At 71.3% G+C, this 26,356-nt stretch carries 22 protein-coding genes; 5 read left to right on the forward strand and 17 right to left on the reverse strand.

Going from position 1 to position 26,356, the window contains the following annotated elements; translation table 11 throughout:
• The 10 genes from ACNFOC_RS25770 to ACNFOC_RS25815 all read right to left on the reverse strand — a co-directional run.
• Positions 1-1,233, reverse strand: a 1,233-nt coding sequence (locus ACNFOC_RS25770; RefSeq protein ID WP_416961452.1) for an Hsp70 family protein, incomplete at its 3' end; no start/stop codon positions are given.
• Between the two features lie 2 nt (positions 1,234-1,235).
• Positions 1,236-3,386 (reverse strand): AAA family ATPase, encoded by a 2,151-nt coding sequence (locus tag ACNFOC_RS25775; RefSeq protein WP_416961453.1) that lies wholly within the window; start codon positions 3,384-3,386, stop codon positions 1,236-1,238.
• Positions 3,383-4,786, reverse strand: a complete 1,404-nt coding sequence (locus ACNFOC_RS25780; protein WP_416961454.1) for a coiled-coil domain-containing protein — start codon at positions 4,784-4,786, stop codon at positions 3,383-3,385. Before ACNFOC_RS25780 ends, ACNFOC_RS25775 begins: the two co-directional genes overlap by 4 nt.
• Complete coding sequence (locus ACNFOC_RS25785; RefSeq protein ID WP_416961455.1) at positions 4,683-5,861, reverse strand: 4Fe-4S single cluster domain-containing protein; 1,179 nt, start codon at positions 5,859-5,861, stop codon at positions 4,683-4,685. Before ACNFOC_RS25785 ends, ACNFOC_RS25780 begins: the two co-directional genes overlap by 104 nt.
• Positions 5,858-6,922, reverse strand: a complete 1,065-nt coding sequence (locus ACNFOC_RS25790) for a hypothetical protein (protein ID WP_416961456.1) — start codon at positions 6,920-6,922, stop codon at positions 5,858-5,860. The genes ACNFOC_RS25785 and ACNFOC_RS25790 overlap by 4 nt, the downstream gene beginning before the upstream one ends.
• A gap of 5 nt (positions 6,923-6,927) precedes the next feature.
• The gene (locus tag ACNFOC_RS25795) at positions 6,928-7,797 is read right to left on the reverse strand and encodes a protein phosphatase 2C domain-containing protein (RefSeq protein WP_416961457.1); all 870 of its coding nucleotides are present in this window, start codon (positions 7,795-7,797) and stop codon (positions 6,928-6,930) included.
• On the reverse strand, positions 7,797-8,573 hold the full coding sequence (locus ACNFOC_RS25800; protein WP_416961458.1) for a vWA domain-containing protein: 777 nt from the start codon (positions 8,571-8,573) through the stop codon (positions 7,797-7,799). The genes ACNFOC_RS25795 and ACNFOC_RS25800 overlap by 1 nt, the downstream gene beginning before the upstream one ends.
• The gene (locus tag ACNFOC_RS25805) at positions 8,570-8,806 is read right to left on the reverse strand and encodes a hypothetical protein (protein WP_416961459.1); all 237 of its coding nucleotides are present in this window, start codon (positions 8,804-8,806) and stop codon (positions 8,570-8,572) included. The genes ACNFOC_RS25800 and ACNFOC_RS25805 overlap by 4 nt, the downstream gene beginning before the upstream one ends.
• Before the next feature lie 119 nt (positions 8,807-8,925).
• Positions 8,926-10,503: an IclR family transcriptional regulator domain-containing protein gene (locus ACNFOC_RS25810; protein ID WP_416961460.1), complete on the reverse strand. Its 1,578-nt coding sequence runs from the start codon at positions 10,501-10,503 to the stop codon at positions 8,926-8,928.
• A gap of 76 nt (positions 10,504-10,579) precedes the next feature.
• On the reverse strand, positions 10,580-11,863 hold the full coding sequence (locus tag ACNFOC_RS25815) for a M6 family metalloprotease domain-containing protein (RefSeq protein WP_416961461.1): 1,284 nt from the start codon (positions 11,861-11,863) through the stop codon (positions 10,580-10,582).
• A 312-nt stretch (positions 11,864-12,175) separates the two neighbouring features.
• On the opposite strand from ACNFOC_RS25815, the gene ACNFOC_RS25820 reads away from it, so the two are divergent.
• Together ACNFOC_RS25820 and ACNFOC_RS25825 are read left to right on the forward strand one after the other, a co-directional pair.
• A complete protein-coding gene (locus tag ACNFOC_RS25820) occupies positions 12,176-12,811 on the forward strand; it encodes a TetR/AcrR family transcriptional regulator (RefSeq protein ID WP_416961473.1) in 636 nt (211 codons plus the stop codon).
• A gap of 130 nt (positions 12,812-12,941) precedes the next feature.
• A complete protein-coding gene (locus ACNFOC_RS25825) occupies positions 12,942-14,507 on the forward strand; it encodes an MFS transporter (RefSeq protein ID WP_416961462.1) in 1,566 nt (521 codons plus the stop codon).
• A 112-nt stretch (positions 14,508-14,619) separates the two neighbouring features.
• Here the strand turns inward: ACNFOC_RS25825 and ACNFOC_RS25830 are convergent, their stop codons facing one another.
• Positions 14,620-15,147, reverse strand: coding sequence for a MarR family winged helix-turn-helix transcriptional regulator (locus tag ACNFOC_RS25830; protein WP_416961463.1), 528 nt, complete (start codon positions 15,145-15,147; stop codon positions 14,620-14,622).
• A 121-nt stretch (positions 15,148-15,268) separates the two neighbouring features.
• On the opposite strand from ACNFOC_RS25830, the gene ACNFOC_RS25835 reads away from it, so the two are divergent.
• On the forward strand, positions 15,269-16,072 hold the full coding sequence (locus ACNFOC_RS25835; RefSeq protein WP_416961464.1) for a DODA-type extradiol aromatic ring-opening family dioxygenase: 804 nt from the start codon (positions 15,269-15,271) through the stop codon (positions 16,070-16,072).
• A 40-nt stretch (positions 16,073-16,112) separates the two neighbouring features.
• Here ACNFOC_RS25835 and ACNFOC_RS25840 read toward each other — a convergent pair whose 3' ends face one another.
• Positions 16,113-16,643, reverse strand: a complete 531-nt coding sequence (locus tag ACNFOC_RS25840; RefSeq protein WP_416961465.1) for a GNAT family N-acetyltransferase — start codon at positions 16,641-16,643, stop codon at positions 16,113-16,115.
• A gap of 183 nt (positions 16,644-16,826) precedes the next feature.
• Here ACNFOC_RS25840 and ACNFOC_RS25845 point away from each other — a divergent pair, with 183 nt between their 5' ends.
• Positions 16,827-17,825, forward strand: a complete 999-nt coding sequence (locus ACNFOC_RS25845; RefSeq protein WP_416961466.1) for a sigma-70 family RNA polymerase sigma factor — start codon at positions 16,827-16,829, stop codon at positions 17,823-17,825.
• Here ACNFOC_RS25845 and ACNFOC_RS25850 read toward each other — a convergent pair.
• Together ACNFOC_RS25850 and ACNFOC_RS25855 are read right to left on the reverse strand one after the other, a co-directional pair.
• Entirely contained in the window at positions 17,707-20,589 is a 2,883-nt protein-coding gene (locus ACNFOC_RS25850) for an ABC transporter permease (protein ID WP_416961467.1), read from the reverse strand. The two genes, ACNFOC_RS25845 and ACNFOC_RS25850, sit on opposite strands and share 119 nt — an antisense overlap.
• Positions 20,586-21,374, reverse strand: a complete 789-nt coding sequence (locus ACNFOC_RS25855) for an ABC transporter ATP-binding protein (RefSeq protein WP_416961468.1) — start codon at positions 21,372-21,374, stop codon at positions 20,586-20,588. The genes ACNFOC_RS25850 and ACNFOC_RS25855 overlap by 4 nt, the downstream gene beginning before the upstream one ends.
• A 380-nt stretch (positions 21,375-21,754) precedes the next feature.
• Between ACNFOC_RS25855 and ACNFOC_RS25860 the strand changes: the two genes are divergently transcribed.
• The gene (locus ACNFOC_RS25860) at positions 21,755-23,347 is read left to right on the forward strand and encodes an MFS transporter (protein WP_416961469.1); all 1,593 of its coding nucleotides are present in this window, start codon (positions 21,755-21,757) and stop codon (positions 23,345-23,347) included.
• A gap of 12 nt (positions 23,348-23,359) precedes the next feature.
• On the opposite strand, the gene ACNFOC_RS25865 is transcribed toward ACNFOC_RS25860, so the two are convergent.
• From ACNFOC_RS25865 to ACNFOC_RS25875, 3 genes are read right to left on the reverse strand one after another with little or no spacing between them, the layout of a single operon-like run.
• Entirely contained in the window at positions 23,360-24,520 is a 1,161-nt protein-coding gene (locus ACNFOC_RS25865) for an oxygenase MpaB family protein (protein ID WP_416961470.1), read from the reverse strand.
• Between the two features lie 40 nt (positions 24,521-24,560).
• Positions 24,561-25,616: a polyprenyl synthetase family protein gene (locus tag ACNFOC_RS25870; protein WP_416961471.1), complete on the reverse strand. Its 1,056-nt coding sequence runs from the start codon at positions 25,614-25,616 to the stop codon at positions 24,561-24,563.
• A complete protein-coding gene (locus ACNFOC_RS25875; protein WP_416961472.1) occupies positions 25,606-25,920 on the reverse strand; it encodes a polyprenyl synthetase in 315 nt (104 codons plus the stop codon). Before ACNFOC_RS25875 ends, ACNFOC_RS25870 begins: the two co-directional genes overlap by 11 nt.
• Positions 25,921-26,356 lie beyond the last annotated feature (436 nt).

Below are 26,356 nucleotides of genomic sequence, written 5' to 3' on the forward strand. Positions count from 1 at the left end.
GTCGCGGGGGACGCCGTCCCGTGGGGGTGCGGCGGGCTCGGGATCGGGCGGCCCGGTGCCGGTCCCGCCGCCGGACCGGCCGGTGGCGGGTGGCACGGCGGTGCTGCCGCGGGGCTCCGGATCGTCGACCGCGGCGGGCTCGGGGTCGGCGAGGGGTGCCTCCGCCGGTCGGCCGCTCTCCCGGGCCTGCCGGCCCGCGAGCCCGTCGGTCCGCGACGGCGGCCGGGTGGACCGCCCGGACTCGATCCGCAGCAGACCGAAGTCCTGGATCATGGCGAGGCCGCGGACCACCGCCAGCTCGGGAGTGGTCGACCGCACCGGGAGGCCGAGGTCGTCCGCGAGGGCCTCGGCCGTACCCGGGGTCGCGGACACCCCGCCGGCCAGGAGCAGACCCGACGGCCACTGACCGGTGCGCTCCCGTGCCGCCTCCAGGACCTGGGTCAGGGCGTCGCGGGCACGTGCCCGTTCCAGGGCCAGTACGGCGTCGAGGCGCTCCCGGTCGAACGTCACCGTGTGGTCGGTCCCCTCCAGCCGGACCGTCCCGGTCACCTCCTCGGCCCGCGCGAGACCCAGCCGGAGCCGCTCGGCGGCCCTCAGCAGGGGCGGGACGACGCGGTCGCCGGGCAGCTGTCGCAACAGCTCCAGCGCGACGGCCTCGTCGCGGACGGATCCGCCCAGCGGATGCTCGCCGGTCTCCATCAGCCGGACCCTGCGGTCACTGGTGACGTCCAGCACGGTCAGCCGCAGACCGCTGCCGCCCTGGTCCCAGACCAGGACGGTGCTGTCGGCGCCGTCGCGCAGCGCGCCGTGGTGCAGGGCGACGGCCACCGGATCGGGAACGACCTTGTCGATCCGCAGCCCGACGGCCGCGGCGGCGCGTCTCAGCGCCATCTCGTGCGCGTCGGACGCCCCGGGCGGCAGATTCAGCACCGCCCGGTGCTCCTCTTCTGCCCCCGCCTGCTCGGCGCGGCGCAGCAACTCGGTGAGTACTCCGCCCACCAGTGCGGAGGGGGAGGCACGGAGTGCGTCGGCGGGCGGTGCGGCAGGGTCCGCCACCGACTCGGCGGCGAACAGCGCCGAGCGTACGGAGATCAGGTCGCCGTCCCCGGCGTCCGCCGTCCCCTGCCCGGCGACAGCCACGGCCGGGACCACTCCGTCCGCCGTGACGGGCTGCCGCCCCCCGTCCAGCCAGGCGATCCGCGCACAACTGGCGCCCAGGTCGATGCCGTACATGATCAGGGCGTCCTTTCCGGGGAGCTGTCCGCCGGTGGCAGCACGCGTCCGACGAGGGGCGCGGTACCGCTGCCCAGGGCCCTGGCGGAACCCGGGTCACCGTCGTGGGCGGCCGACACCCACACGTGTCCGGTGTGCTCGACGCCGACCTGGATCCGGGAACCGGGCGCCGGCGACCGGGACAGCAGATGGGCGACGATCGCGGACCGCAGCACTTCGAGCTCGTTGCGGATCTGGCGGCCCCCGTACGCCCGTTGCTCGGGGAGGGCCATGCGCCGCATGATCCACGCGTGGACGCCCTGCCGGTCGAAGGCCACCTCGACCTGGTTGCGTTCGTGCGCGGAGGCGGCGAGCTGGTCGAGCAGCCGGTCGGTGATGCCGGTGACGTGCTTCGCCCGCAGCATGTCGAACACGACCACGCCGGGTTTCAGCCGCCCGAAGATCTCCGGGCGGCCGATGGCGCGGAACTTCTCCTCCACGGCCTGGGAGAAGTGCCGCCGCAGCGTGTCGTAGGACGGCCCGTCGCTGTCCGCCGCGGCGAGCAGCGACGGCAGCGCCTCCGTGCCGGTGTTGGAGGTGAAGATGATCAGCGACTGGGAGAAGTAGGCGGTCTGCCCACGCCCGTCGGTCAGCCGCCCGTCCTCCAGGATCTGAAGGAACTTGTCGAGCACCGCCGGGTGCGCCTTCTCGATCTCGTCGAACAGCAGCACGCTGAAGGGCCGTTCCTGGACCCGCCTGGTCAGCTCGCCGCCCTGGTCGTATCCCACGAATCCCGGCGGTGCCCCCGCCAGCCGCTCGGCGGCGTGCTCCTGCTGGTACTCGCTCATGTCGAAGCGGGCGTACGCCGTCGGGTCGCCGAAGATCAGCTTCGCCACGGCCTTCGCCAGCTCCGTCTTGCCCACGCCCGTCGGTCCGACGAAGAAGAACGAGCCGCGCGGCCGGGCCGCCCCCGACTCCCCGAAGTCCAGCCCGATGAACGCGGCCTGCAACGCCACGGCCACCGCGTCGACCGCCACGTCCTGGCCGATCACCGAGGACATCAGGCTCTGAGCGGCCTGGCTCATCACCGCGCGGTCGAGCTGGGACCACGGATCGACGCTGACGTTGAGCCGGTGCGCCTGCATCAGCCGGTCCGGGCGGCCGATCTCCACGCGGCGCAGCTGGGAGGTCCTCGCCAGCGCGTCCAGTTCCCAGCCGGCCATGCCGTCCGTCGCCCCGACGAGCGCCTCCACGTCGTGCCGGGTGGCGGACTCGTGCCCGCGGAAGTCCCGCCGCAGCAGCGACAGCCACAGCCTGCGTTCGGCCTGGTCCGGAGGGCCGATCTGGAGACTGGCGACCCGCGGGTCCTCCTGCCAGAACCAGCCGGGCAGCCGGGACAGATCGCCCACCGCGACCAGCATCGCGTTCCTGGCCCGGCCCCCGGAGGCGGCGGTGCTCGGCGCCACGGCGTCCGCCATCGCGGCGCGCAGCCGCAGATAGCCCTGGGCCGATGCCGGGTCGGCCACGGGCAGGGCGTGGTCGACGTCCTCGAAGACGAACGCGGTGGCGGCCGAGGACTGGGCGGCCAGCCGCCGTGCCTGCGCCGTCACGTCCTCCAGCGAGACCAGCCGGCGCGGAGGGCGCGGCCGCAGGAGCCCCGCCGCCGCGGACCGGCGGGCGGTGGACCGGCGGGTGCCGTCCGGGGGCGGGCCGTCGTCCCCGGGGCCGGCCGCCGCGCCGGAGCGGTTCACGTCCGCGGACACCGACGAGTCGCCGGAGGCGGCGGTTCCCGAGGCCGACCACTCACCGGACCGTTCCGGCGGGTCCGCGGGCGGCGGATCCGCGGGTGGCGCCTCCTCGGCGGCCGGCAGGCCGGCGACCAGCTCGTCGAACCGCTCGCGGTGGCCGGGCACCGGGAAGGTGAGCCCGTCCACCGGGTCCCACCAGCCCACCACCTCCGCGCCGCGCCCCACGAGCACGTTGACGATGAGTTCGCGGAACGGCGCCGGCCTGCCGTCGAACCACCAGCGGTCGCGGATCTGGCCGCTGACGACGACCTGGCGTCCGCGCTCCATCTCCCAGCCGAGCGACACGGCCCACAACGGCATCAGCGCGTGGGCCGGAGCTGGTCCCTCCGGAGCGGCGCCGTCCTTCCCGAGGTCGGGGCCCGTCACTGCCGCCGCTCCTGTTGGGCGCTCGGCAGAACTCGTCCGTCGCCACGCGGCGGCTTGCCCTCCCAGCGGAGTTCACCGGGTACGAAGCCGTCGTCGGCCATGGCCTCGTGCACCTGGTCGAGCAGGTCCTCCGTGCTGTCGCAGGCGACCTCGGTGCCGTCCGGTACGGCGGACACGTCGGCCTCGCCGTCCACGTGGTACGCCAGCACGGGAGCCCCGTCCGGCGCGCTCGCGATGGTGGTGGAGTAGAGGGCACCGTTGGACCGCGCGAAGCGCAGGAGCAGGCCCCGGTCCTCGTCGGCACCGCCGGTGAAGGTGAACCCCGCACCGGACATGGCGGTCTGGAGCGCCCGGGCGAGATGGGTGCGCCGTTCGTAGGCGAGCAGCAGTTCGTCCAGGGTGGCCTCGGCGCGGGGCAGGGCCTCCTCCAGTACGGCGACCGCGGCGAGCGCGTCGTCCGCCCGCTCGGCACCCAGGGCCCCGGTCACCGCCGTCAGTGCGGAGCGCAGCTCTTCCGCGAGGTCGGCATGGGCGAAGTCGACCGCGTCCCTGATCGCGTCGCGTACGGCGTCCGCGATGGTGTCGAGCCGGTCCGCGGCCTCCGCAAGGGACTCGCGGCGCAGCCCCTCCTCCTCGGCGGCGAGCCGGGACGCCTCCTTCTGCCGGGCCTCCAACTCCACCTCCCGGGCGGCTTCCCGGGCCGCTTCCCGCACGCGGTGCGCCGCCGTCTCCTCGGCGGCACCGGCGTGCTGGGCGAGCCGGTGCTCGATGGTGCCCCGCAGGGCCTCGAACCTGGCCGTGCGCCCCTCTGCGAGCGCCGTGCGCAGCTGATCCAGGAGGGTCGCGCAGCCGCGATGTCCCTCGGGGTCGTCCGCGGCCGCCTCCGGTCCCAGGTCCGCCAGCCGGAGTGCGAGCTCCTTCAACGCCTCCCGGGGATCGCCCCGGCCGTCGCGGTCGCCGGCGGCGGACCGCAGACGCACCGCACGGCCGCGCAGCCGCTCGATCTCCTCGTCCACGGAGGCGTCCGTGCCGTGCCGCAGTCGTTCGCGCAGCAGGTCCGTCTCCTCCCGGAGCCGTTCCGTGGCGTCTGCCGAACTGCCGCCCGTCTCAAGGGTGTTGATCAGTTCGTCGAGCTGGGTCAGCTTCTGCCCGGCGGCCCGGGCGCGTTCCATCTGTACGCCGGTGAGCCGCTTCTCGTCCTCGGCCCTGCGGGTCTCGGCCACTTCCGCCAGCCGGCGCCTGCGGGCATCCGCCCGTGCGGCCGCGAGGCGCTGTCGCGCCGCGGCCCGCTCCGCTTCACGGCGTCGGCGCTCGGCCTCCTGCCGGGCCCGGCGCAGCGCTTCCTCCTGCCGTCGGGCCGCACTGACCACGACGGTGCTGTACTTCGGTGATCCGCTCATCCGTCCCCCGGATTTCCCCCTGCGTGGCGACCGCCGCTTCTTGGGCGCCGACCACGTACCCCGCTGCTGTCAACTGCTCCTCGACGAAGGCGCGGAAGCCGGGAACAGCTGGGACTCCGGCCCAGGAGAACTGGCCGTCGTCGCCCACCGACACCTCGATGCCCGCCCCCGCGTCTGTGAGTGACGTCACGTGATGGTAGCGCTCAGTGAGTACGACAACACGCTGATTGGATGAACCGCGCCACAGCAGATCCCCGTGCCTGGCGGCCACATAGGGGCCGTCGACGAGGAGGTCGAGCCGGTCCAGCAGGGCGCGCTGGCCCGGCGCACCGCGCAGCAGCGCCTCGTGGCGGAACCCCGTGTACGCCATCGCCGTGAACCCGGGCCGCCGCTCGCGGACCGCGTCCAGCAGATCCGCGAGCGACTGGGCCTGACTGAAGGGCTCGCCCCCGGAGAAGGTGACGCCCTCCACGTCGGTCAGGCCCGTCAGCCAGGCGGCCACCTCGGCGACCCCGCGGACCTCGCCGCCCGCGAACGGGAGCGTCTCCGGCGCGACACAGCCCCGGCAGCGCAGCGGGCAGCCCTGCACCCAGATCACCGCCCGCAGGCCGGGGCCCAGCGTGCCGCAGCGGTCCAGGACACGGTTGACGGTCAACTCGCCCCGGCGGGACGCGTCCGCCATGCCGCCGCGTCCGGTGAGTACGTCGTCTCCAGGGTCGTGGACCGCGTTTCCTCCGTCCCCTTCGGCGCGCGTCGCCGGCAGGTGTCGCGCGGCTGCGCCGGAATCGAGGCCCGCGCCGGAATCGAGGCCCGCGCCGGAGTCGGGTTCCGCGTCGGAGTCGGGATCCGTGTCGGAATCGAGGTCCGCGCCGGGGCCGGGGTCTGCGTCGAGGTCGGAGTCCGTGTCGGGGCCGGGATCAGTGTCGAGGTCGGGATCCGCGCCGGAGTCGAGGTCCGCGCCGGAATCGGGATCCGCGCCGGAATCGAGGTCCGCGCCAGGGTCTGCGTCGAGGTCGGAGTCCGCGTCGGAGCCGGGATCCGAGTCGAGGTCGGGATCCGTGTCGGGGTCGGTCATGGTCGGCTCACCTCACTGTGTCCGGGGCGGGTGTCTGTCGCTCCCCAGCTGGAAGCGCCGCGCTGCTGCTGGTCGCACCAGGGGCACCAGGGCCGCTCCACCGTGTGGACGTGCCGGTGGTCGCGGTCGCAGACCGTCAGCCGGCCGGGGAGTGACTCCGCGCGCAGTCCCCGTGCCCAGGCGGCGGCGTCCGGCCGGGAGGCAGGGTCGCCGGCCCCGGAGCGGCCGAACACCTGGGCGAAGAGGTCCCTGAGCCCCCGGGGAAGCAGGTCCGCCGGGGGAGCGGTCCTCGGCAGGACCACCGAGTCGGGGTCCGTGATCCGGCACCGGCCGTTGCGCACGTTGTCGTCCAGCGAGAAGTACGGCCGGCCGTCGGCCGGGAGTCCGTGGAAGGGGTGCAGCCCGCCCATCAGCAACTGGTGGACCAGGACGGCGAGGACGAAGCAGTCGGAGGACCGGTCCGGCAGGACGTCGGAGTCGATGCCCTCGGGGGCGGTGTAGCCCGGCGACCGCATACGGCACGGGAAGGCCCGCCGGCCGTCGGCGAACTGAAGCGAGTCGATGTCCGCCAGCCCGGTCCGGCCCTCGGCGTCGGCCCAGAGGTTGTCCGGTTTGAGATCCCCGACCACATAGCCCTCGGCGTGCAGGTCCGCGAGGAGGTCCGCCAGCGAGGCGGCCGTCCGCAGGGCGTCGGCCCAGGTCATCTCCGGCAGGGACTCCCGGCGTGCCGTCGGCAGCAGCAGCCGTTCGAAGGGCAGGAACGCCTGGCGCATGTCCCGCATCAGATACCCGGTGACACCTCCGGACGTCGTCAGGGTCTCCAGCGGCCAGGCCAGCCGGCTCGGCGTTCCGCTCAGCAGCTTCACGGTCCGCGGCTCCCGCCCCTGCCGGACGAGGCTCTCCACGCGCAGCCGGTAGACGTCGGGCTCGGCCACCAGGGGCACGAGTTTCGCGACCAGCCCCGGCCGCTGCTCGACGGTGTACACCACGCCTTCCGAACCGCTGCCCACGACCTCGTCGAGCACCCACTCGCGCCCCGACGTGGACCAGGTACGGATCACCGCTGTCACCTCCCCCCGGTCCGCGTGCCGCGGCCCGTGAGAGCGCACAGCATCGTGAGGTCGTCACCGCTGCGTCCGGCCTCGGGGCTGGACAGCAGGGCGCGCAGCGGTTCCGCGTCACCGCCGTTGTCCCGCAGGGCGCTCGCCAGGCCGACGAAGAACCGGGCGGAGGGCAACGGCCCGGCCGCGGGCGGCAGTCCGTGCACGTCCGGGTGGTCCAGCGTCAGCGGCACGCAACCGTCGGTGGCCACCATGACACCGGTGAGATCCGGATCCCACAGGGCGAACGACCGCACGCGCATACGGGCCCCGGGCGAGGAGAGGAAGAGGGACGAGTGCCGTTCGTCAGGTGGCGGAAGCACCAGATGACAGCGTTCCCGTGTGCTGTCGCGGTCCATGGTCAGGACGGTGCCGAAGCAGTTGCCCACGCAGAGGAACGCGGCCCAGGGAGGTCGTACGACCGCCGCGGCCAGGGTCGCGGCGAACTCCCCGGCGTCGCGCGGGACATGGGCGCCGTCGGCCCCCTCGTCGTGCTCCGCCGCGGCGGGCAGGGCGAGGGCCGTACGCAGCCAGGTGTCCACGACCTCCTTCGCGCGGACGCTGATCCACTCGGTCCACACGGTGCCGTCCGTGTCGTCGCCCGGCAGCTCCCGGGCGAGCACCCGGCACGCGATGTCGACCGCCAGATGGGCGCCCAGGGCACTGCGGTCCCGGCTGCCGGCACCGTCGGCGACGGCCAGCACGACGCCCCCGCCGGCCTCGTCGCCCTCGCACCGGGCGGACTTCAGGGCGTCCTGGCAGCCGATTCCCGCGGCGAGATGGTCCGTGCCCTGCACCACGGCCCCCGACACGAACAGCCCGCGGCGCTCGTCCACTAGAGGTGCTGCTCCGAGAGATCGGCCATGGCCTTCTGAAGCGCGGCCTGCCGGGCGACCTCGCGGTGCACTTCCCCGGCCGTGCCGATCGAACTGACCCGGTCGGAACTGCGGAGCAGGAACTGGAGGATCTGGGTGAAGTCGAGGCCTTCCAGCATGAACGTCGCGTCGGGCGCGAGTACTTGGAGGAGCCGGCGGTCGGCGCCCTGGACGCCGATCGTGAGGAAGACGCAGCCGTCCGGGGGCGGGGCCGCCTCCGCCGTACGCAACCGGTCGGCGAGCGGGGCCAGTTCGGCGCTGTCCAGCGGCCGGCCCCGCTCGTCGCTCGGCGCGCCGTCGGTCACCAGCCAGATCAGCGGCCGCAGCACGGACAGGCGTCGGGCCTCCAGCGTCCTGCGGCGTTCCGCGGCGATCCGCAGGGCGACGTCCAGCGCGGGTTCCAGACAGGTGTAGCCCTCCGCGGTGAGCGGGGGAGGGGACAGCTTGTCCACCGGTACGAAGGCGCGGTCGGGGTCGGCCTGTTCCGCGGGGACGAGGGCGCGGGCACCGGCGTCGTACACCCGGACCCGCGAACCGAAGGTGATCAGACAGGTCTCCACCCGCGCCCGCAGCCTGGTCTGGGAGCGGACGCTCTCGAACAGGGTGGTCAGCGCCGCGTCGACCTCGGCGATACGGGGGTTCGACGCGGGGCGGGCCATGGAGCCCGAGGCGTCGAGGAGGATGACGACAGGCTGCCGTTCGTCGAGCCCGGACGCGAACCCGATGTCCGCGGTCATGCGGCACCCTGCTTCCCGGCGCTTCGCGGACCGTCGCCGGGGTCGGCTTCCGTCATGAGCAGGCGCCCCTGTCCGGAGTCGAAGGCGAGGCGCACCCGCAGGCCGGGTATCGCGTCCACGCCGGCCGGCAGGGCCCGCAGCAGGAGGCCGTCGACCAGGACGTACGCGTCCGGTGCGGGCCAGGTGACCACGCGTCCCATCGAGCCGTGGGCGCCCGACCATAACTCCGTCACGTGCTCCACCTCTCGCGGCACACACCGAACTGGTGGCCACCGAGTGTAGTCGGGAGGAAGCACGTTGTCGCAGGCTTCTCGCGTGAACGCACCTGTATCCGGCGTGCGTTGACGGCCACTCAGGACACGGACACCCGCGTGAACCGTCCCGCCACCCGCAGGTCCGCCTCGACGGCGGTCGCCGTCGCCGTCAGTTCGGGGAGGATGTCGCGGACGTACTCCTCGACCGTACGGCGGGCCACATGGGTCGCCGTGTTCAGGGCGGCGACCACCCGCCCCGTACGGTCCCGCACCGGAACCGCGATCGAGCGCAGCCCCGCCTCCAGCTCCTCGTCGACCAGGGCGTACCCCTGCGCACGGACCGTCTCCAGGGCCGCCGCCAGCGCCACCGGGTCGGTCAGCGTGTGCGGGGTCAGCGCGCGCAACGCGTGTTCCCTCGCCGGTGCGTCCGCCAGCAGCACCCGCCCCAGTGCCGTGGCGTACGCCGGGAACCGCGTGCCCACCGCGATGTTCACGCTCATCACCCGGCTCGTGGCGACCCGGGCCGTGTACTGGATCTCGTCGCCGACGAGGATCGCCAGGGACGCCGACTCGTGGATGCGGGAGGCGAGGGCGAAACGGCGGTCGCCGGACGTGGCGATCAGGCCCAGGTGCTCGTACGTGATCAACGCCCTGCGGGCCGTCGCCCGTGCCAGTCCCGTCGCCTGGGCGACCTCCGTCAGGGTCAGTTCGGCGCGGCCCTCGCCGAACGCCGTCAGGACGGTGAGGCCGCGGGCCAGGGACTCGACGAACTCCCGGCCCAGTTCCTGCTTGGACGCGCCCGTCCAGGTCGCGAGTCCGGAGGGGGCGGCGACGGACTCGTCCCGCGGAGCCGCGCGCGCGTCCTCCGCCAGATCCTCCTCCATCGTCCGTACCGCCGAACGCAGCCTGGGCAGAAGGGAGTTGCGCAGATCCTCCGCCGTGTGCCGGCTCGTGTGGCTCACGACGCTGGCCACGCACGCGATCGTGCCGGTACGCGGGTCCCGTACCGGCACGGACACCGCCACCAGCCCCGGTTCGATCAGCTGGTCGTCCAACGCCCAGCCGTCCTGGCGCACTTGTGCGGCCCACCGCTCGAAGTCGGGCCCGGGAGAGGCCCGTACGGGCACGGCCGGGAACCCGGCGTCCGTCGGGTCCGCCGCCCGCCGCTCGCGCCAGTGCCGCCAGTCCGCGTCCGTCCACTCCGACGCGAACAGCGGTCCTGGCGCGGTGCGTTCGGCCGGCAGCAGGTCGCCGATGCGGAAGCTGAGGGACATCGCGCGGCGGCGGGTCGCCTGGTGGATGAAGCGGATGCCGTCCCGGTCGGCGACCGCGAGCGACACCGACTCGTCCAGCTCGTCGGCGAGGGCGTCCGCGCGGGCGTCGAGGAGGGACGGCAGGCGCAGGGCGGCGAGGTAGGCGTTGCCCAGTTCCATGATCCGAGGCGTGAGAACCGCGTCCCGGCCGGCGAGACGGACGTACCCCATGCGCGCGAGCGTCGCGGTGATCCGGTCGACCGTGGAACGGGCGAGCCCGGTGGCCCGTTCGAGCCCGCTGAGGCTCAACACGCCGCCCGCCTCGGTCAGTTGACGCACCACCGCGACCCCACGGATCAACGGCGCGACCGCCTCGGCGGGCACGGCGGCGGTGCGGTCGTCCATCGTGGTGTCGCTGGGCATCGATTCTCCGGTACGGCGATCTCGGCAGCCCTACGGTAAGCCCGCGCCCGGTACGGCTACCGCGTCCCCGGCGCCGCTACCTCGTCCGCGTCACCGTCACCCGGTAGTCCCCCGCCGCGTCCGCCCCCGTGACCGCGACCCGGATCCCCCTCCCCGGGTCGTTGAAGCTCTCGCCCGCGGTGAACGGCGCGTCCGACAACTCGGCGTGCACGTTGGGGCTTCGGGTGCAGCCGCCGCTGTCCCGGTGGGCGTCGTACACCTTCACCGGGCCCATCCCCGTGTCCACGTCCGCTTCGACCTTGTAGATGAGGACGCCCGGGCGGCACACCGCCTCGTCGTTGCCCTCGCGGGTGCGCAGCTCCAGGGCGTAGCCCGTCCGCCGGGTGAGCGGGACGAAGACGAGCCGGGTGCCGTCGGTGCCGGGGCGTTCCAGCGGGGTCAGGGTGTACTCCGAAGTGCCCCTGGTCATCGCGCAGTTGACCTGGGACGGGTCCAGCCAGCCGAGTTTCCACTTGTGCCAGCCGAGGAAGTCGTTGTTGGCGCCCCAGTCCTCGCTCATGATGTCCCAGTGGCCGACCGCGCCCCCGCCCTCCTGGGTGTAGAGGTCGGGCAGGCCGAAGACGTGGCCGTTCTCGTGGGGGAGGACGCGGTAGCCGGTCTGGGCGTAGGAGCCGGAGCCGTCGTCCTGGCGGGAGTAGACGAAGGACGCGTTGGAGACCGGGACGCCGTCCGCGACCGGGGCCTCCGTGTTGCCGGCGAAGGTCACCGACAGGACCGTGTCCAGGGCGGACGGCCCGGCGTTCGGGGTGACCAGGACGTTCAGGAGGTCGTACTGGCGGAAGTCCACGGTCGGGTCCGCCGCGGCCACGATGTCCTGGACGAGCTGCCGGTACCCGGGGTCGAAGGGCGCGCCGCGCTCTATGCCGTAGGACCTGAAGGACTTGGGCATGCGCAGCCAGTGGGTGACCGGGGTCTCGGGGCGGTAGTCGAGGCGGCCGTAGGAGCTGGCGCTGAACCATTCCTGGGTCTTGGGGAAGAACTCGCGGTAGCGGTCCATGGCGGCGCCCTGGCCGGGGGCGTCGGAGAAGTCGACCATCAGGGTCAGGGCGTGGACCGTGCCGGTGGAGCGGGAGTAGCCGCCCGGGGTGGGGATGCCCTCGGACATCTGGATGTCGAGGGGGCCGTTGATCATGCAGGAGCCGAGTGCGGAGGTGCGGGCGAGCGCGACCGGGCCCGCCGCCGTCGTGGCGCCCGGGGTGAGGTGTCCGGTGCCGGCCGAGGTGCTGACCGCGAGGGTCAGGACGGTCACGGACGCGAGGGCGGCCACGCGGCGCGGGCGTATCCGACGGCTGGGCTGCATGCAGGGACCCTTCGCGCCAACGGCAGCCGCCGGTCTCCGGCTGCACCCTTTCGATCACCCTGTGTCGTGCGGTGCGAGGGCGCGCGCTGGAGGAGACCGACCGTGTGGTTCCGGAAGACGGGGGCTGAAGAAGGGTCCAAACGAGATGTGACCCAGGTCACACCAAATGTCTCGGTGAGTGGGAAATAACCGGGGATCGTTTCCCCGTTTAGCCATGTGTCCGAGCGAAACGGGGAGTCCTTCCCCGGATCGCCTCAGCAGTCCAGGACCTTCACCGTCCAAGACCTTCAGGAGTTCGCCGTGACGACCGCGATGACCCCCGTACAGCGAAAGGTGACCCGGCCGCGCGCCGACGCTTTGCGCAACCGGGAGCGGATCGTCACCGCCGCCCGCGAGATGTTCGTCGAGTTCGGCCCCGATGTGCCGCTCGACGAGATCGCCCGCCGGGCGGGCGTCGGCAACGCCACGCTCTACCGCAACTTCCCGGACCGTGACGCCCTCATCCGCGAGGTCGTGGTCTCGGTCATGGACCGTACGGCGGAGGCCGCCGAACAGGCGCTCAACGAGACCGGCGACGCCTTTGCCGCTCTGGAGCGGTTCGTGCACGTCTCCGCGGACGAGCGGATCAGCGCGCTCTGCCCGATGATCTCCAGCACCTTCGACCAGTTCCACCCGGACCTGGAAGCCGCCCGCGAGCGGGTCGAGGAGCTCATCGACGAGGTCATGGAACGGGCCAGGAGGGCCGGGCAGCTCCGGTCCGACGTGGGCGTCGGCGATCTGATGGTCGCCGTGGCCCAGCTCAGCCGGCCCCCGGCCGGCACCGGCTGCCTCAGCGCCGACCGCTTCGTACACCGACACCTGCAGCTGTTCCTGGACGGACTGCGGGCCCCGGCCCGCTCGGTCCTGCCCGGCACCGCCGCGACCATGGAGGATCTCCGGCAGCACTGACCGATTAGTTCAGCGCTTCACCTCAGTCCCAACTCCGACACCAAGCTCCCGGCAGGCGCCGACGAACCGGCGACAAGCCGTCCCCGAAGACGTCCTTTTTCCGTCACGAAGTCCCGAAGTGGGTACCACCATGTCTGAAACAGCTCGAAGCGCCCCAGGCGCTCTCGACAAGGCCTCCGAGGCCGCCGAGCACGAAGCCCATTCCAACCGCTGGAAGGCGCTCGCGTTCATCGCGCTCGCCCAGCTGATGGTCGTGCTGGACGCGACCATCGTGAACATCGCCCTCCCGTCGGCCCAGACCGACCTGGGCATCTCCGACGGCAACCGGCAGTGGGTCGTCACGGCCTACGCCCTCGCCTTCGGTGGTCTGCTGCTCTTCGGCGGCCGCATAGCCGACCTGTGGGGCCGCAAGCGCGCCTTCGTCGTCGGTCTGACCGGCTTCGCCGCCGCGTCCGCGCTCGGCGGTGTCGCCACCACCGGCGCGATGATGTTCGGCGCCCGTGCCCTCCAGGGCGCGTTCGGTGCCCTGCTCGCGCCCGCCGCGCTCTCCCTGCTCGCCGTGATGTTCACGGACGCCAAGGAGCGTGCCAAGGCGTTCGGCATTTACGGCGCGATCGCCGGTGGCGGCGGCGCCGTCGGCTTCATCCTCGGCGGTGTGCTGACCGAGTACCTGGACTGGCGCTGGACGTTCTTCGTGAACATCCCGTTCGCGATCGTCGCCGCGCTCGGCGCGTACTTCGTCATCCGCGAGCCGGAGGGCGGCCGCAACCGCAACCCGCTCGACATCCCGGGCGTGCTCCTGTCCACCCTCGGCCTGGTCTCGCTCGTCTACGGCTTCACCCGCGCCGAGTCCAACGGCTGGGGCGACTCCTCCACCATCGCGCTCTTCGTCGCGTCGGCGGTCCTGCTGGTCTCGTTCGTCATCGTCGAGTCCAGGGTCAAGGCCCCGCTGCTGCCCCTGCGCGTGATCACCGACCGCAACCGCGGCGGTATCTACCTCTCGCTCGGCATCGCCATCATCGCGATGTTCGGCACGTTCCTCTTCCTCACCTACTACCTCCAGGTCGTGAAGGGCTTCTCGCCCATCAAGACCGGCTTCGCCTTCATGCCGATGATCGTCGGCATGATGGTCGGCTCGACCCAGATCGGCACCCGGCTGATGACCCGCCTGCCGGCCCGTCTCCTGATGGGCCCCGGCTTCCTGGTCGCCGCGGTCGGCATGCTCCTGATGACGCAGCTGGAGATCGGCTCGTCGTACGCCTCGATCATCCTGCCCGCGATGCTGCTGCTCGGTCTCGGCATGGGTACGGCGTTCATGCCGGCCATGTCCCTGGCCACCCTGGGCGTCGAGCCCCGGGACGCGGGTGTCGCCTCCGCGATGGTCAACACCTCGCAGCAGGTGGGCGGCGCGATCGGTACGGCCCTGCTGAACACGATCGCCGCGTCCGCGACGACCGCGTACATCAAGGACCACATCGCCTCGGCCGGTACCTCCAAGACCCAGCAGCAGCTGGTCGCCTTGCAGGGCCAGGTGCACGGCTACACCAACGCCATCTGGTTCGCGGTCGGCATGCTGGTCGCGGCCGCGGTGATCGTCGGGGTCCTCGTCAACGCCGGCAAGCAGGGTTCCGACCCGGCCGCCGTCTCCGGTGACGACATCGAGGACGAGTTCAAGATCCCGGTCGTCGCCCACTGACGACGCCCGGCCCGGTCGTACCCCCTTCGCACCATCCGTACGTACGGGGAAGGGGACGCCCCGTACGTACGACTCCCAGGAACTGCCCTGGTTCTCGCCTGAGTTGAGCGGCTCAGCGGAGCCAGGGCAGGTCCGCACCCGCTTCGTTCGGCTGAAGTCCCTCGGCGACGATCTCCATGATCTCGCCGAGGGACTTCTGCTGTTCCGGCGTCAGCCGCTCGAACAACGCCTGCCGTACGGCGGTCACATGGCCCGGCGCGGTCCGGCTGAGCACGCCGTAGCCCTCGTCGGTCAGCACCGCGAACTGGCCGCGCTTGTCGGAGGGGCAGTCCTCGCGGCGCACCCACCCGTTCTTCTCCAGGCGCGCGATCGCGTGCGAGAGCCGGGAGCGGGTGATCTTCGCGTTCATGGCCAGCTCGGTCATCCGCAGCCGGCGGCGCGGGGCCTCGGCGAGCTGCACGAGCAGGCCGTAGTAGATGTGCGGCATGCCCGCGTCGCGCTGGAGCTGGCGGTCCAGATGGTCCTCCAGGAGGGTGCTGGCGTGCATGTAGAAACGCCAGACGCGCTGCTCCTCGGCAGTGAGCCAGCGGGGTTCGTCGGAGGGTGCCGGTTCGCCGGCGAGTGCGGGTGCCGTGTTCATGCACTCCACTGTACGAGAGCCCTCCTTGAACGTTAAACAAATGGGGCGTAAGCTCGTGACGAGAAGTTTGAGAGTTCAAGCATCGAGTTCGATCAAGGTTCGACCCTGGGGAGTGACCGTCATGTCCACCGCCGCACCGGAGCGCATGCCCGCCCTCTATCTCAGCCACGGCGCGCCGCCCCTCGCGGACGACCCGATCTGGCCCGGCGAACTCGCCGCCTGGTCCGCCGACCTCCCCCGCCCCAAGGCGATCCTCATGGTCTCCGCCCACTGGGAGGAGGCCCCCCTCGCCCTCGGCGCCACCGACCGGGTCCCCCTCGTCTACGACTTCTGGGGCTTCCCCGAGCACTACTACCAGGTCCGCTACGACGCCCCGGGCGCCCCCGAACTCGCCGAGTCCGTCCGGAAGTTGCTGCGCGCCCCGGGCATCCCCGTGCAGGACGTCCCGGACCGCGGCCTCGACCACGGGGCGTACGTCCCGCTCGTCGAGATGTTCCCGGCCGCCGACATCCCGGTCCTCCAGGTCTCGATGCCGACCCTCGACCCCGCGAAGCTGATGGACATCGGCCGCAAGCTCGCCCCGCTGCGCGACGAGGGCGTCCTGATCGTCGGCTCCGGCTTCTTCACCCACAACCTCGCCGCACTGCGCCACACCGGCGGGGGAGTGCCCACCTGGTCCTCCGAGTTCGACGACTGGGGCCGGCACGCGCTGGAGGCCCGCGACTGGGACGGCCTGCTGGACTTCCTCCACAAGGCCCCGGCCGGGCGCTACGCCCATCCGCGCACCGAGCACTTCGCCCCGCTGTTCGTCGCCATGGGCGCGGCGGAGGCGGCCGGTGAGCTGGACGCGCGCGAGTCCGTGAACCCGTCCGTGATCGACGGGTTCTGGATGGGGATGGCGAAGCGGTCGGTGCAGTTCGGCTGAGGCCGATCCCGGCGAGAAAGGCCCTTCCCTTCGGGAAGGGCTACAACTCCTTCTCGTGCCAGGCGACATCCCAGTAGCGGCCGAATTTGCGGCCCACTTCCCGGTGGGTGCCGATGTACCGGAACCCGAAGCGTTCATGCAGCCGCGTGGACGCTTCGTTGGGCTGTGCGATGCCCGCGTACGCCCGGTGCACGTCCTCGTCCGCCAGCGCCTCGAACAGCGCCTTGTAGAGCAGCGTTCCGATGCCGCGGCCGCCCGCATCTGGGGCGAGGTAGACCGTGACCTCGACGGAGGTCGAGTAGGCGGGCTTCACCCGGTAAGGGCTGGATGTGGCGTAGCCGAGGATTCGCTGTGAGTTCCCTTGGAAGGTCCCGTCCACGGCAACCTTCAGGCGGTATGGCCCGTCTTCAGGGTGGGAGAGCAGCCAAGGGCGGCGCTCCTCCGGCGTGAAGGGGAGGGTGTCGAAAGTGATCGGCGTCTCGCGTACGTAGTGGTTGTAGATGTCCGTGAGGGCGTCGAGGTCGCTCTCGACTCCTGGCCTGACCTGCACCTCTGTATGTTCCGACAGCATCGTTACCCCCTTGTGGCCGGACAGGGTACTGCAAGATCAGAAAAATAGGGGAGCGGGTTGGGAATTCTGTCCGGATTCCAGTCGTTGTTTCCATCAGATGCAGGGCACACGAGAAGAGTGCCAGGGCATCGAGTAAAGAAACTGACGAACACCTGCTGACCTCACCATCGCAAGGGAGCACGCATGGCAACCCGTGCCGTCGCCCGTCGTAAGTCCGCCTCCGGCGAGACCTCCGGCGTGGCGCGCAGTGTTCGCGCCCATGGCGGCGAGATCGCCGACCGCGACCTGGTCGGCATGTATCTCGACGAAATCGCGCGCACACCGCTGCTCGACGCCGCCAAGGAAGTCGAGCTTTCGCAGACCATCGAAGCGGGCGTGTTCGCGCGCCAGGTCCTCGACGGCGAGGAGGAGTCCCAGGCGGACGCCACCCGCGCCGAGCTGGAGGCCCTGGTCGCCGAAGGGGAGCGTGCCAAGGACATCTTCATCCGTTCCAACCTCCGCCTGGTCGTGGCCGTGGCCCGCCGTTACCCCCGTAGCGGCCTGCCCCTGCTCGACCTGATCCAGGAGGGCAACGCGGGCCTGGTGCGCGCGGTCGAGAAGTTCGACTACCGCAAGGGCTTCAAGTTCTCGACGTACGCGACCTGGTGGATCCGCCAGGCCATCACCCGCTCCATCGCCGACCAGTCCCGGACCATCCGGCTGCCCGTCCACCTCGTGGAGGAGCTGGGCCGGATCCGCCGGGTGCAGCGCGAGTTCAACCGCAAGAACGGGCGGGAGCCCGAACATGCGGAGATCGCCGCCGAGTTGGAGTCGACCCCGGAGCGCGTGACGAACGTCCTGGACTGGGCGCGCGACCCGGTCTCGCTGAACATGTCGGTGGACGACGACGGCGACACGCAGTTCGGCGACCTCCTGGAGGACACCTCCGCGGTCTCGCCCGAGCAGTCCGTCATGACCCTGCTGCGCAGCGAGGAACTGGACGACCTGATCGGCCGCCTCGACCAGCGCACGGCCTCCATCATCAAGATGCGGTACGGCATGGAGGACGGCCGGGAGCGCACGCTCACCGAGGTCGGCAAGGAGCACGGCCTGACGCGCGAGCGCATCCGCCAGATCGAGAAGCACGCACTGCTGGAACTGAAGAAGCTGGCCAGCCAGACCGGCTTCGACGCGGCGGCCTGAGCGGTCGTGAGCGCGGCTGGAGCTGTGCCGGTGGCGTGAGTCCCCGGCCTCCGGCCCGATGGACGCGGGGGCGCGTACGAATTCGGTACGCGCCGGACCGCGTACGCCCGGTGGCGGGAGGCCGCGCGAACATGGCTGTGTAACGCCGCTTCAACCTGCTGGGCCCTGGGAACAAGACTTCAGGGCCCAGGAGTTCGGGTCGCACCGGCGGCAGCAGATACAGGGCCGCGGCCCGGAACGCCGGGATCAAGGCCGCGAACAGGCCCACGAACGCGGAGCCGATGAAGACCGCGATGATCGTGCCCCAGGGAATCTCCAGGACCTTCAGCCCCTCCAGGGCGAGCAGCTGCTGGGCGGTCGCGCCCCAGCCCATCCCGAGGCCCAGGCCGAGCAGTGCTCCGAAGAGGGCGATCACGACCGACTCCATGCGGATCATCCGGCGGAGCTGGCGGCGGGACATGCCGATCGCTCGCATGAGGCCGATCTCCCTGGTCCGCTCGACGACCGACAGGGCGAGGGTGTTCACGACACCCAGGACCGCGACGATGATCGCGAGGGCGAGAAGGCCGTAGACCATGTTCAGGAGCTGGCCGATCTGGTCCTTCAGTTCCTGCTTGTAGTCGGTCTGGTCGCGCACCTGGTACTGCGGGTACGGCTCCATGGCCTTCTTCAGGGCCGCGTACGCCTGCTTCTCCTGGCCGTCCTTGGCCTTGGCGAACATGATCTCGTTCGGCGGGACCTTGTTGGCCGGGAGGTACTTCTGCATGGTCGCGATGCTGGTGTAGCGCGCGCCCTTGTCGATGGCGACGTCGTCGTCCGTGATGGCCGCGACCTTGAGCTTCGCCGTCGAGCCGCCCTTGAAGGCGACGCTGATCGTGTCGCCGACGTGGACACCGTGCTTCTTGGCGTAGTCGGAGCCGACCGACATCGAGTTGGTGCCGTAGGCGGCGGACAGTTCGCCGGCCGTGGTGACGCGGCGGAGGTCCTGGGCGTAGGACGGGTCGGCGGCGGTGAGGCCGTCGGTGTCCTTCTGGCCGTCTGGCGAGGTGAGGGTGACGTCGAGGTCCTTGTAGCGGGTGACGTGGACGAGGTCCGGCGACTGTTCCATCGCCTTCTCCGCCTGCGGCACGATCCGCTGGTTGCCCTGGACGATGAAGTCGGCGCCCACGGACTTGTCGAGTTCGCTCGTCGCCGAGGCGACCATCGAGGAGCCGACCACCGACAGGCAGGCGACCAGCGCGAGGCCGATCATCAGGGCCGCACCCGTAGCACCCGTACGCCTGGGGTTGCGGAGCGCGTTGCGTTCGGCCAGGCGCCCCACCGGTCCGAAGGCCCGCAGGAGTACGACGCTGATAACCCGTACGACCCCGTTGGCCAGCAGCGGGCCGATGATGACGAAGCCGATCAGGGAGAACACGACGCCCATGCCGAGGACCAGCGAACCGTCGGTCGCCTTCTTGGCGGTGGCCGCCCCGATCAGGGCGGCGATGCCGATGCCCGTCAGGATCAGGCCGAGCAGGCCGCGCACCCAGCCCGCCTTGCCGTCGGCCGGTGTACCGGCGTCGCGCAGTGCGGCCATCGGGGAGACCTTGCCGGCGCGGCGGGCCGGGAGGTAGGCGGCGAGGATGGTGACGATCACGCCGAGGAGCAGGCCGAGCACCGGGGTGGTCCACTTCACCGTCAGGTCCCGGGTCGACAGGTCCATGCCCGCCGCGCTCATCAGCTTCATGAGGCCTACGGCGATGCCGACACCGGCGCCGACCCCGAGGATCGAGCCGACGATCCCGAGCAGGGTCGCCTCCACCAGCACCGAGCGGTTGACCTGCCCGCGGGAGGAGCCGATCGCCCGCATCAGGCCGATCTCGCGAGTCCGTTGGGCGACCAGCATCGAGAAGGTGTTGATGATCAGGAAGATGCCCACCAGGAACGCGATCCCGGCGAAGCCGAGCATGGCGTACTTGATGACGTTCATGAACTGGCCGACGCCCTTGCGGTTCTCGTCGGCGTTCTCCTTGGCCGTCTGGATCTTGTACGTCCCCGACGACGCGAGGGTCTGTCCCACGTTCTGCTTGAGCTGACTGTCCGTCACACCGCTCGCGGCGGTCACGCCGAGCTGGGTGAACCGGCCGGTGGCGCCCAGGAGTTCGCGCTGCGCGGTGGCGGTGTCGAAGTAGACGACGGCCGCACCGGGGTTGGTCACCTTGAAGGTGGCGATGCCGACGATCCTCGCGGTGAAGTCACCGGTCTGCGAGATGGTGCGCAGCGAGTCGCCCATCTTGAGGTGGTGCTTGTCGGCGGTGTCGGCGTCGACCATGACCTCGGTCGGGCCGCGCGGGGCGTGGCCCGAGGTGATCTCCATCGAACGCAGGTCGTTCTTCGTCCAGTTGCCCGCGATGGTGGGCGCGCCGGTCGAGGACCCCATGTTCTTGTTGGCGCTGTTCACGACGGTCACGTTCATCGAACTGACGGCGCCCTCAACGGACTTGACGCCCTGGGCCTTCGCCACCTGCGCGACCGTGGAGGCCGGCAGCGACTCGGGCAGTCCGTTCTGCGGGGTGCTGCCGTCGCTCTTGGCCGCCTTCGGCAGGACCGTCACGTCGGACGCGGTGGCCGCGAAGAGCTTGTCGAACGTCGTGTTCATCGTGTCCGTGAACACCAGCGTGCCGCACACGAACGCCACCGACAGCAGCACGGCTATCGCGGAGAGCGCCATCCGCCCTTTGTGCGCGAAGAAGTTGCGCCGGGAGGTCTTCATGACGGTCATGACGTACGCCCCCGCGCGTCGAAGTCCTTCATGCGGTCGAGGACGGCGTCCGCGGTCGGCTTGAACATCTCGTCGACGATCCGGCCGTCCGCGAGGTAGAGGACGCGGTCCGCGTACGACGCGGCCACCGGGTCGTGGGTGACCATGACGATGGTCTGGCCGAGGTCGTCCACGGAGCGGCGCAGGAAGCCCAACACCTCTGCTCCAGCACGGGAGTCGAGGTTTCCGGTCGGCTCGTCACCGAAGATGATCTCGGGGCGGGCCGCCAACGCCCTTGCCACGGCGACGCGTTGCTGCTGGCCGCCGGAGAGCTGGTTGGGCCGGTGCTTGAGCCGGCTGGAGAGTCCGACCGTCTCCACGACCTGCTCCAGCCAGCCCTTGTCGGGCTTGCGGCCGGCTATGTCCATGGGGAGGGTGATGTTCTCGAGCGCGTTCAGCGTCGGCAGCAGGTTGTACGCCTGGAAGATGAAGCCGATCCGGTCCCGGCGCAGCTGCGTGAGCCTCTTGTCCTTGAGGCCGGTGATCTCGGTCTCGTCCAGGTAGATCTGCCCGGAGGTCACGGTGTCGAGCCCGGCGAGGCAGTGCATGAGCGTGGACTTGCCGGACCCCGAGGGGCCCATGATCGCGGTGAACTGGCCGCGGGCGATGTCCACGTCGACATGGTCGAGGGCGACGACGCGGGTCTCCCCGGCCCCGTACGCCTTGACGACCTGCCGCGCTCGCGCGGCAACGGCCGTACGCCCTCCAGTGCCCCCGTGCCTGGGAATGGTCACAGCCGATGTCACGGTATGTCTCCTAAGTCGGTCAGCAAATGAGCGTGCTGGTGTCCGGTCGATGCGGTTCAAGTGGTTACGTCGATGAGTCTGGCGGTGGGAGGGGGTCCGGCGCGCTGGTGCTCAGCGCAGTCTTTCCCGGGGGAAAACCCCACCCTCCTGGGTTCGGCCTGCCGCCCCCCAGCGGCATAAAGCCAGGTTAAGGACGCCCCCGGGTCCTTCTCCTCCTCCGCCGGTACGAACCGCCCCCGGGCCGTAGTACGGAGAGACCCTTAGGGGGTCTCCACCGCCGGGTGGAGTCGATCTCGGGGTTCGGTCCACCCACCGGCCCGCTCAGGTTCCGCCCTCCCGCTACGTGAGGGTCAAGTGGGAAGCTGGTGCGCGGCAGATAGATGCAAGGGGAAAGGAATCCTGTGGACCAGGGGGACAGGGACAGCGACACCGAGATACGCCCCGAGGCGGCCGAACAGCCCACGCCGGCGCCTCCCGACCAACCCGCGCCGACGCCTCCCGCACAACTCACGCCGGCCCCTCCCGACCGGCGCCGGAAAGCCGTCGTCGCGGCTCTCATGCTCGCGATGGCACTGGCCGCCCTCGACTCCACCATCGTCTCGACCGCCGTACCGCAGATCGTCGGTGACCTCGGCGGCTTCTCCGTCTTCTCCTGGCTGTTCTCCGGCTATCTGCTGGCCGTGACGGTCACCCTGCCCGTCTACGGCAAGCTCTCCGACACCTTCGGCCGCAAGCCGGTGCTGATCACGGGCGCGGTGGTCTTCCTCGCCGGTTCGCTGCTGTGCTCGGTGGCCTGGAGCATGGGCGCGCTGATCGCGTTCCGGGTCGTACAGGGCCTGGGCGGCGGGGCGTTGCAGGGCACCGTGCAGACGCTCGCCGCCGATCTGTACCCGCTGAAGGAGCGACCGAAGATCCAGTCGAAGCTGTCCACGGTGTGGGCCGTGTCGGCGGTCGCGGGCCCGGGAGTCGGCGGGTTGCTCGCCGCATACGCGGGCTGGCGCTGGATCTTCCTCGTCAACCTCCCTGTCGGGGCGGTGGCGTTGTGGCTGATCGTCCGCCACCTCCACGAACCGCGACGCACCCGCACCTCCCGCCCCCGCGTCGACTGGGCGGGCGCGCTGGCCGTGTTCGCCTGCGGAGGCGTGCTGATCACGGCGCTGGTCCAGGGCGGGGTCGCGTGGGACTGGCTGTCGGCACCCTCAATGGCCTTGTTCGGTACGGGACTTGCCCTGGCCGGACTGGTGGTCGCGATCGAACGCCGGGCGGCGGAACCGATCATCCCCGGGTGGGTGTGGCGGCGCCGTACGATCGCGGCGGTCAACCTGGCCCTGGGCGCACTGGGGTTGCTGATGGTGGCGCCGAGCGTGTTCCTGCCGACGTACGCGCAGTCGGTGCTCGGACTGGCACCCGTGGCGGCCGGATTCGTGCTGTCCGTCTGGACGTTGAGCTGGCCGGTGTCGGCCGCGCTGAGTCAGCACGTGTACCGGCGGATCGGTTTCCGCAACACGGCGATGCTCGGGATCGGGGCGGCGACGCTGATCCTGTTCGCGTTCCCGTTCCTGCCGTATCCGGGCGCGGCCTGGCAGCCGATGGCGCTGATGCTGCTGCTCGGTGCGGCCCTCGGGCTCTTCCAACTCCCGCTGATCGTCGGGGTGCAGTCGACCGTCGGGTGGGAGGAGCGGGGCGTGACGACCGCGTCCGTGCTGTTCTGCCGCCAGACCGGCCAGACGATCGGCGCGTCCGTCTTCGGGGCCGTGGCCAACGGGGTGCTGGCGTCCCGGCTCGGTGGCGCCGGCGACCTGGACTCGGTGACGCGGGGCCTCGACGCGGGCGCGGTCCCCGAGGCGACCCGGCGGGCGATCGCGGACGCGGTGCACGCGGTGTACATCGGCGCGGGCTGCGCGGCGGCGGTGGCGTTCGTGGTGCTGCTGGTGCTGGCGCCCCGGCGGTTCCCGGTCCTCAAGGAGCAGTGAGGAGCGCGCAGTTCAGGAGACGGTGGCGGCGGGCGGTGTCCAACGGCGGTTGCGGGACACCGAGTTGGGGACGCCGTAGTCCTTCTTGAGCTGTTCGGGGATGGCGTAGTGCATGACGCGGCCGCGGGTGAGGGAGGACAGTTCCAGGACGGTGGTGAGGTGACCGAGGCGGTCCAACGCCCAGGCGCCGAGCGGGGAGTGGTCCTCGATGGTCTCCAGGACGCCGAGGAGATGGGGCACGGCCTTGACGACGGTGTCCCACGGGGTGCGCGGCACCTGGAGCCAGTCGGCGCAGGTGTCGCCGACGAGGTGGCGGATGAGGGCGGAGACGATCGGGTCGAAGAAGGTGCCGGGGACGACTTCCTCGTAGAGGTCGATGAGTTGGCGGGTCAGATGCGCGCCCTCCTCGGACGGGCCCATGTGCCGGACCATGTACAGGTCGAGGAACTGGCGTGCTTCCTCAAGGGACTTGGGTACGGCGTCCTGGTCGACGCCGAGCATGGCGCCGACCACGCGCCAGGCGTAGTAGTAGGCCTCCGCGCCCTCCGTCGACATGTGGATGCCGAGCCGGTGCAGGCTGTCCAGGACGAGCATCGAGAAGAACATCTGCCCGCCGATCATGTCCTCCTGGCAGATCGGCGTCCCCAACTCGCCTGTGTCCCAACGGTTCTCGCGGACGAGGTGATGGCGGATGGAGGCGTGCAGGAGGCGGACCTTCTGCACGGCGGGAATGAAGCGACTGCCGGCCTCGAACGCGTCGGGCCGCATCAGGTAGACGGTGAACTGGCCGGTCTCCGCCATGCGTTTGGAGGGGTACTTCAGCCCGTGGCTGGCCGACAGGAGTTTCGCCACCGGCGGGACGACGTAGCAGGCGGGCATGGAGGCGAAGGACAGGGCGGTCGAGATGTGCACGTTGTTGTCGATGAAGAACAGCCGGGCCTTCTCCATCTCGCCCCAGTCGACCCAACTCGGCGGCGCGCTCGTGGCGTTGAGGTACTCCAGGGCTACGGCGGGCAGGCCGTCCGGCAGCGGGGCGCCCGCTACGGAGACGTAGCGCATGAGGGTGTTGAACTTGCCCACCTCCCCGCGGTCGAAGAGTGCGGCGACGGTGGCGTCGGCGAGTTCGTCACCGGCCAGGCGCAGGCCGTCCATCGAGGTCTCGGTGTAAGTCACGGTGGACTCCTCGTCGTTCGCGGGTCAGGACGTTCGCGGGTCAGGAGAGGCGGACCGTCGCCGAGTGGGCCAGCGCGGTCAGCGCGGCCTCGGCGGGGGCGGGGACATCCAGTTCGTGGAGGGCGTCGAGCGCTTCCTCCACGCGGGCGGTGATCATGCCCTCGACGCGGTCGGGTGCCTTCAGCCGACGCATCGTCTCGCGCACCGTGTCCAACTCGGCCCCGTCCAGGCCCCGTTGACCCATGAGCGCGCGGAGCCGCTCCCGGTCCTCGGCACCGGCGGTGCGCCAGGTCTCCGCGAGGAGGGCGGTGGGCCGGTGGCCGCGCACGTCGTCGGCGTTGGCCTTGCCGGTGTGTTCCGGGTCCCCGAACAGGCCGAGGACGTCGTCCCGCAACTGGAAGGCCTCGCCCAGCGGCAGTCCGTACGCCGAGTAGCCCTCACGCAGCCGCCCGCCGGCCCCGGCTAGTGCCCCGCCGATCAACAGGGGCTGTTCCACGGTGTACTTGGCGGTCTTGTACCGGATCACCTTCAGGGACGCGGCGGTGTCCGGCTCGGCCCCGGTCCGCAGGATCTCCAGGCACTCGCCCGCGATCAACTCCCTTGCCAGCACGGCCCACAGCGGGCGGGCCCGGGCGAGATACGCCGCCGGCAGACCGCTGGTGGTGAACAACTGCCCTGCCATGCCCATCAGTAGATCGCCCACCAGCATGGCGAGGGACCTGGCGGCCGCGACGGCCCGCGGGCGGCGGCGTACGGCGGCGCGCAGCGCGATGTGGGCGGTGGGGCGGCCGTGCCGCAGCGGGCTGTCGTCGATGAGGTCGTCGTGCACGACCGCCGCCGCGTGCACCAGTTCCATGGAGGCCGCCGCCCGCACCAGCGCGTCGCTGTCGGGCTGCCCCACCGCGCGCCAGCCCCAGTAACAGAACGCCGCCCGCAGCCGTTTGCCGTCCACGACCGCGGCCTCCAGCTGCCCGGCGACCGGCTCCAGCGCCGGGTCGATCTCCGCGAACCGCTCGGCCTCCTCGGCCACGAACCCCTGGAGCACCCGGTCGACGCGGGCCTTGAAAGCGGCCGGCTCCCAGCGCTCAGACACCATCGGCGGCGGCCTGCCGGGCGAGGGCGTGCCGGGCCAGGGTCTCCAGATGGGCCGGGGGTACGGCGGTGTACCGGTCGAGCACCAGCCGCCCGCGCGCCGCCAGTTCACGCTCGGCGTCCGCCGCCAGCTCCACGGCGTCCGACCGGCGCAGCAGCCCCTGTACGACCCCCAGCGTCGAGCCCACCACCGACCCCACAGCCGACCCCACCGTGCTCACCGCCAGATCCGCCAACCCGGCCACGAGCAGCACGGCCCGCTCGTCCAGACCCTCATGACCCTCGTGCCGTTCAGCCGCTCGCGTCATGCCACTCCCACCCGTAGTACTTCCGGGCGACACCGATCACCCGCCCTGCTGTCAGGATCGCGACAGCCCGGGCACCCGAGAGGAGAAACTCACGATCGAGTGATCACTTCGCTCGGCCGTACGGACAACACCCAGGTCAGCGTCCGATCGACGCGACAAACACCCACCGACCGCCTCCCGGCCGCCCAGTTCGGCGAAAACCACCCACATCCCCCAACCGGCGAGTAACGTGCGTGACCCGCGCCGCCCAACTCCCTGCGGTCCGCCGCCACGGACCCGAGCCACGCAAGGAGCACGGGATGTCCTACGACCCGTACCCTCCGCATGATTCGTACCGCCCGGACGATGTGCGTCCGTCATCCGACCCGTACACCCCGCACGACCCCGAGACCGTCCCGTACACCCCGTACGACCCGGACTCCATCCCCTACACCCC

Source organism: Streptomyces colwelliae (genome assembly GCF_048158785.1).
Taxonomy (GTDB): domain Bacteria; phylum Actinomycetota; class Actinomycetes; order Streptomycetales; family Streptomycetaceae; genus Streptomyces.